At 54.6% G+C, this 6,000-nt stretch carries 5 protein-coding genes and 2 pseudogenes; 3 read left to right on the forward strand and 4 right to left on the reverse strand.

Translation table 11 applies throughout. The features are described from left to right. Window positions 1–41: 41 nt before the first annotated feature. Both J7394_RS21145 and J7394_RS21150 read right to left on the reverse strand, forming a co-directional pair. Window positions 42–908, reverse strand: a complete 867-nt coding sequence (locus J7394_RS21145) for a cysteine hydrolase (protein WP_209255953.1) — start codon at window positions 906–908, stop codon at window positions 42–44. 161 nt (window positions 909–1,069) lie between these two features. Then, the gene (locus J7394_RS21150; RefSeq protein WP_247748348.1) at window positions 1,070–2,029 is read right to left on the reverse strand and encodes an AraC family transcriptional regulator; all 960 of its coding nucleotides are present in this window, start codon (window positions 2,027–2,029) and stop codon (window positions 1,070–1,072) included. Window positions 2,030–2,275: 246 nt separating this feature from the next. Between J7394_RS21150 and J7394_RS21155 the strand changes: the two genes are divergently transcribed. Together J7394_RS21155 and J7394_RS21160 are read left to right on the forward strand one after the other, a co-directional pair. Further along, window positions 2,276–3,148, forward strand: coding sequence for a bile acid:sodium symporter family protein (locus tag J7394_RS21155; RefSeq protein ID WP_209255955.1), 873 nt, complete (start codon window positions 2,276–2,278; stop codon window positions 3,146–3,148). A gap of 343 nt (window positions 3,149–3,491) precedes the next feature. Next, window positions 3,492–4,079: pseudogene (locus J7394_RS21160) on the forward strand (IS6 family transposase); the annotation flags it as partial. A gap of 2 nt (window positions 4,080–4,081) precedes the next feature. Here the strand turns inward: J7394_RS21160 and J7394_RS23175 are convergent. Continuing rightward, window positions 4,082–4,495, reverse strand: a pseudogene (locus J7394_RS23175) (AraC family transcriptional regulator ligand-binding domain-containing protein); the annotation flags it as partial. 526 nt (window positions 4,496–5,021) lie between these two features. Between J7394_RS23175 and J7394_RS21170 the strand changes: the two are divergent. Further along, on the forward strand, window positions 5,022–5,261 hold the full coding sequence (locus tag J7394_RS21170) for a hypothetical protein (protein ID WP_209255957.1): 240 nt from the start codon (window positions 5,022–5,024) through the stop codon (window positions 5,259–5,261). Window positions 5,262–5,548: 287 nt separating this feature from the next. Here J7394_RS21170 and J7394_RS21175 read toward each other — a convergent pair whose 3' ends face one another. After that, complete coding sequence (locus J7394_RS21175; protein ID WP_209255958.1) at window positions 5,549–5,821, reverse strand: DNA-binding transcriptional regulator; 273 nt, start codon at window positions 5,819–5,821, stop codon at window positions 5,549–5,551. Window positions 5,822–6,000: the final 179 nt, after the last annotated feature.

Raw genomic sequence — 6,000 nt, forward strand, 5'->3', positions numbered from 1 at the left:
CCTTTCTTGATGTCAGGATCAATTTGGAAAGTCGGTTCGGGTCAGGCTGATTGGCCGATGCGCTCAACCGCGTCGTCGGTCCACCAGACACCGTTGGCGACCATGCGGAAGTTGATGATGGCGGCGAGATACCCGTCACCTTCAGGCACCTTGGCCCCGGCCGTGGCATCGCGAACGACAGCAACTTCGTAGCCCAGCTCCAGCAGCTCATAGAGATGCGCCTGCGTGCACAGGTTTGCGGACATGCCCGCAAGGATCACTTTGTCGATCTTTCGTTTGCGCAATTGCAGGTTCAGGTCGTTCTGAGCAGGGCTGTAAACCTTGTGGGGCGAACAAATGATGGTTTCGCCATCCTCGATGTACTTCTTGTATTGAGGCATCCAGTCGGCACCTGAGCCTTCGAAATTGTCCAGGTTGAGCGGCCCGAGGCGGTCAAACATGCCGATGCTGTGCATCGTGGCTTCCAGCGTGCCCTCGAACTCCCACTTGTGGTCATGCGGGTAGTAATAGTGGGGCGAGATGAAGACCGGCATCCCGGCCGCCTTGGCGGCAATGAAAAGCCGTTCGATATTATCGACGGTGCCCTGTTCGGTCACGCTTTCACCAACGACGCCCCATGTCACACCGTCCTCGGACAGAAAATCGATCTGGGGATCGGTCACCACAAGCGCAGTGCGCCCCGGTTCGATCGTCATGTCGATTTGAGGAAGGCCCGGGTTTTCCGGGTCAGCGTAGTAGGCACGGGCCTCGTCGGTCGCGGCAAATGCTTGCCCGCCAGCCGCGAGTGTTGTCCCAGCAGCGGCCGCCCCGGCGGCTTGCGTCAGGAGGCGGCGGCGCGCCATATCAACGCGTTCGGGCGTGACGTCGCAGCCGCAGCCGGCTCCATGTTTGTGGTCATGATTGCTCATTTCATATTTCCTTTGTCTGAGAGGGGCAAAGCGGTCTGCCTTACTCGGCAGCGCCCCAGGTGGGTCTGACAAAAAGGAAATTAGGCACCACATTGGCCTGGGTATTGGCAGGCCCTGCCAAGGTTTTGACCGAACCTGCCATGTGGTCTTGAGCTGTGCGTCTAGTCGGAGGTCGCTTGCTGCCGGAATCGAGCAGGAGCCTGTCCGACCCAACGTTTGAAGGCACGGCTAAACGTGCTCTGTTCCGAAAACCCGGTCATAAAGGCAATCTCGGCGATGGACGCCTTACCGTCACGGAGCAGGTCACGAGCAAGTGCAACTTGTGCCTGACCAAGAACGTCGCGATAGGTCAGTCCTTCTTCGGCCAGCCTGCGGTAAAGCGTGCGCTCACTCATTCCCATCTCTTGGGCGACATGCGCTGCTTGTGGTGCGCCGTTGCTCAGGGCTGGTGTAAGTCGGTGGACAATTGTTTGGCTCAGTGAGGTGTCGTCATCGCGAGAGTTGAATGCCTCATCCAAGTGCTTCGTCATGAAATCTGACAAGCCCGGGTCGCCAAGACGATTTACGCAATCCAGCATAGCTGGGCGCATCGCAATGGCGTTGTGAGCGCTCCCAAATCGAACCGGGCACCCGAAATATTCGGCGTAACGTTCCGGTTCTTGTCTGCAAGCATGCTGAAACGTTACATATGCGAGCGACAACCCATCACCCACAAACCGATGCATGTTGCTTGCAAAGGCCGCAAGCGCGCATTCGTTGCGCAGCTCCAAGGCGGCGCGATGTGGTGTTTGTCCTTCAAAAATCCAAAGGACCGGATCACCGGTTTCATCAAGTCTGTAAACTGCGGTGTCCGTGACGAGACGAAAATAACGCTCGATCCGTTGCAAAGATTGCCGCAAGGTCGGAGCTGTCTTTACGGCCAGGCCAAGGACGCCGAGATCATCGGTTGCAATCGCCTTCGCATAGGCCTCAACCAACGCAGCCTCATCCGCTTGTTGCGCACGAATCCAATCGATCAAATCGAAATAAGCATCATCCGCCAATTGGCCGTCCTGAGCCTCTGGTAAACGCAGCATGACAGCGCCATTTGAAATCAGCGCGCCATCGTCGTTCAGCGTCATCCCGGCGGCGTTGGCCATCGCGCGGGCGAATGCGTAGGTTACACTTGCCATACAGAGAGATTAGCACTGGAAAGCCCTTCCGCGCCAGATCGCACAACCCCGTGATAAGTATAATAAACATAGACAGTCACGATCTTCGGGCGATTGAGGATAAATGCGCCAAACTGATAAACCTCGTCATCAGATTTTCAGAACGGTATCGTCCAAGAGCGCGCGAGAAGCATGCAGTTATCGAGGTCATGGTAGATGGGCGAAATTTTCATATCTGTGCTGCTGCCGCTCGCAGTTGTTATCATCATGTTCTGCCTTGGCCTTGGTCTGACCGCGGCTGACTTTCAACGCATCGGACGACGTCCACGGGCCTTTTGCGTTGGCGCGCTCAACCAGATCATTTTTCTGCCTTGCATCGCTTTGATGGTGATCCTTGTCTTTGGGATTTCCTCCGAGACAGCCGTTGGCATCATGATTTTGGCAGCCTGCCCGGGCGGGGCGATCAGTAACATCGTGACCAAGCTTTCGAATTGGGATGTCGCTTTGTCCGTTACGCTCACAGCAGTCTTCAGTCTGACATGCGTGCTGACCGTACCGCTCATCCTGGGGTTTTCGATGCAGTTGTTCATGGGATCAGCAGCGCCTGCGGTCGACATTTCTTCGACGGTTTTGGCGATGTTTTTGTGGACGGTTGCACCGATCCTGGCCGGCGTGACCGTGCGATCTGCGGCGTCGCAAACCATCGCCGATATCGAGCCGGTCTTTAGCAAAATCTCTATGCTACTTTTTGCAGTGGTCGTCGGAGGGGCGATCATTTCAAACTGGGGGGTGGTCGCGGAAAACTACCTTAGACTTGGACCGGCACTTTTTAGTGTAGGCGCGTTGCTCACGCTTACAGGCGTCATGAGTTCACGGTTGCTCGGATGCACGGATGTTGAGGCTAAAACGATTTCAATTGAAACCGGCGTTCAAAACGGGGCCTTGGGCATCGCAATTGCCACCTTGCTGTTGCCTGGCACCGATGAGTTAAGCGCTTATGCCATCCCATCCGCAATTTATAGCGTGGTCTGGATCGTGACAGTGTTGCCCGTCTTCGCTTTCCTTGCGCGAAGAAGTCCAATTTCATGATCTTGGTACCAATTTGCTAGCTCTGGCTGCGGGCTGGGCCAAGTCCCGTCGCTTGCATGCCCGAGCGCTATCTGGCAAAGGAACGATCAAGCAGTTTCCAAACTCGCTGTGGGATGACCGCTTTGGCGGTCTTTCGTGTTGAGGGGCGAAGCCTTAGCTGCCAGTGCGGAGGATCCTAAGTCAGCGAAGGTATAGATTCCAAGGTCAGTATTGTCCGGCTTTTTTCTCATTCGTAGACCTCCAGATTTCGCTTGCGTAGCGAAGGTTTTGTCGCAAACTTTTTCCCATCTGTCAGACTGAGTGTCGTTTTGGTAGCGCATGCTCTAAATGACAGGAGCAGACCGTGACAATCTCATTCAAAGGCGCACATTTTCCGAAAGAAGTGATCTTGTACGCGGTTTTCTTCTACCTACGCTACGGTGTTTCATACCGGGATCTGGAAGAAATCATGGCGGAACGCGGCGTTGAACTCGATCACGCGACCTTGAACCGCTGGGTGAGCCGATATGCCGGTCTTCTCGCTGATGCTTCGCGGCACAAAAAGCGTCCTGCCGATCGTTCATGGCGCATGGATGAGACCTATGTGAAAGTGAAGGGTGAGTGGGTTTATCTCTATCGGGCCATCGACAAATACGGCAAGACCCTAGACTTCATGCTATCCAAACGCAGGAACAAAGCTGCTGCAACGAAGTTCTTTGCTCGTGCGCTTGAGGTAAACGGATTACCACGGAAGATTGTCATCGACAAAAGCGGGGCTAACACTGCTGGCATCAAAGCAATAAACAAGATGCTGAAAGGCTTTGGTTGTCCGGTACCTATTGAGATGGTCAGACGGAAGTACCTCAACAACATCATTGAACAAGACCATCGCTTCATCAAACGTCGGATCAGGCCCATGTTGGGTTTCAAGTCTTTCTCGTCAGCTGCATCTGTTGCATCAGTCAGCGCGTTGGGTTCTGTCTGATGGGCAAAGGTCCAGACTGTGGTCACGACGCACTCGTCATCCTCGACTGTCACCCGAAATTCTTCAGGCGCGCAAAGCGCTTTGAACCTAGCAATGCGGTGCAAAGCCTCTCCGACATTCCTGGCATGGAACGCGACAAGAAAGGACGGAGGAAGGGTCGCACCGTGCATCGTTTCCGTCAAACTGAGGCCAATGTCATCGCCACCGAGGCTTTGAAGGGCCTCCCACATTGTAAAGAGTTGCTTCGTTGTCATTCGCCCCTCTGACGAGAACACGCTGGACGGTAGTTTTGCGTCTCGCAAGAGTGCAGCGCGGCTGATCGACAGGCTCTCAAGGGCTTTCCAGAAAGTGTCGGGCGTCTTTATTCGGTCGGGCGTTGGCATATGCGTGATCCTTGGTGTCGGAACAGAACATAGCTTCCGACACGGCAAAAGTTTATAGCCGCAACCGCCAATCCACTCGCATAACACGCCAACAAGCACATCTCGCTGTTACGACCCAAGCGGTCATTCAAACAAGGCGCAGCATTTGGTACTTTGGGCTCGCAGTCAAATTTCGCCGCACAACTTGCGAACGACTGCACCAGGCTGTCGCAGCCATTCGCAAGTTGGCTGAAAAGCGGGAACGATGCGGAGTTTCTTGCCATTCGTCCATCCAGTACTTATGGCGGCTTTCGGTCCGCTGCGATGTGATTATAGTTCTTCTGACTTTCACTGTGTCACTCAGATCAGTCAGACCACGCCTCTGGCGCTTGAGCGAGTCACTCAAGACAAGGATAGGTATGTTCGATCATGTCGAGTTCACTGTTGGCGATATATCCACAGCCTACGAGTTTACTCTCCGATTTTCTCAGCGATTGGGGCAAAGGTAGCGTTTTTCGACGTCGAAGTCGGGGAGCTTGGATTTGAGATGGACGGTATCGTCGCGTTTCTAATCACCGAAGGGAACGTCACCAAACCCCATTTGCATATTTGCTTAAAGGCCACCGGGAAGAAAGCTGTGGAGACGGCCTATCAAGGGGCGATCGAAGGTGGTGGGCGCTGCAACGGCAGGCCGGGATATCGCGACCACTATGAACCGGGGTACTATGCCGCTTTCATCTTTGATCCTGACGGGCACAATATTGAAATACTCTTCAGAGAGGCCTGAGGTGAAAGAGCTCCGGTCGGAGGCGTCGGCCCTGAAGGACACGCTGCACAAGCAAAATCCAGACGAGTCCGATCTCACATTTTGTCGGCAAAACTCCAGTTCCCTGCAGTGCATAATCTCGACTTTAGAACGTCAAAAACGCGCCGAGAAACGGACATTCAAAGTCTCGCTGAGGCACCAAAGCAGACACTTGTCGCTATCTCGCATATAGCGGGATCGCCTCTTTGGAGCGGTTGTTAGTGCTCCGTGCCGCCGTCTCAAAACGAAAAGAACTGCAGGCGTATCGTTCAAATCTGTTTTCGAAGACGAGCCACCGTTTCTTTCGGGTGAGCATCCAGCAGCGCCAGAAGTTTGAACGCAGGCCCTCCAGGGCGGCGGGCTCCGTTCTCCCACAGTTTGTAACCGAGCTCGCTCATCCCGATAAGTTCGGCCATTTCCGCCACGGTCAATCCGGCCTTTTCGCGGACCTCAAGAGGGGTTGCGACGGGCTCGGATATGGTGTCCGAACGGGTGCCTTGCGCCGGATCAACGGACACAAGGCTGGGATCCGGTCCTGTCATCATCTGCTCCTTTTTTGTTATTTGAGGCATGACCATAGGTCATGCCTGAAGATCGCGATTGCGCCGATGTCAAAGTCTGGCGCGCAGGCGTTTTTCAACCGTGCTCAGCCTGCGGGTGGTCTGAGCCATATCTGTCCGGAGGGTCCGGATTTCATCAAGGATGCCCTGAATATCCTCCG

It is taken from the genome of Ruegeria sp. R13_0 (assembly GCF_017743995.1).
Classification (GTDB): Bacteria; Pseudomonadota; Alphaproteobacteria; order Rhodobacterales; family Rhodobacteraceae; genus Ruegeria.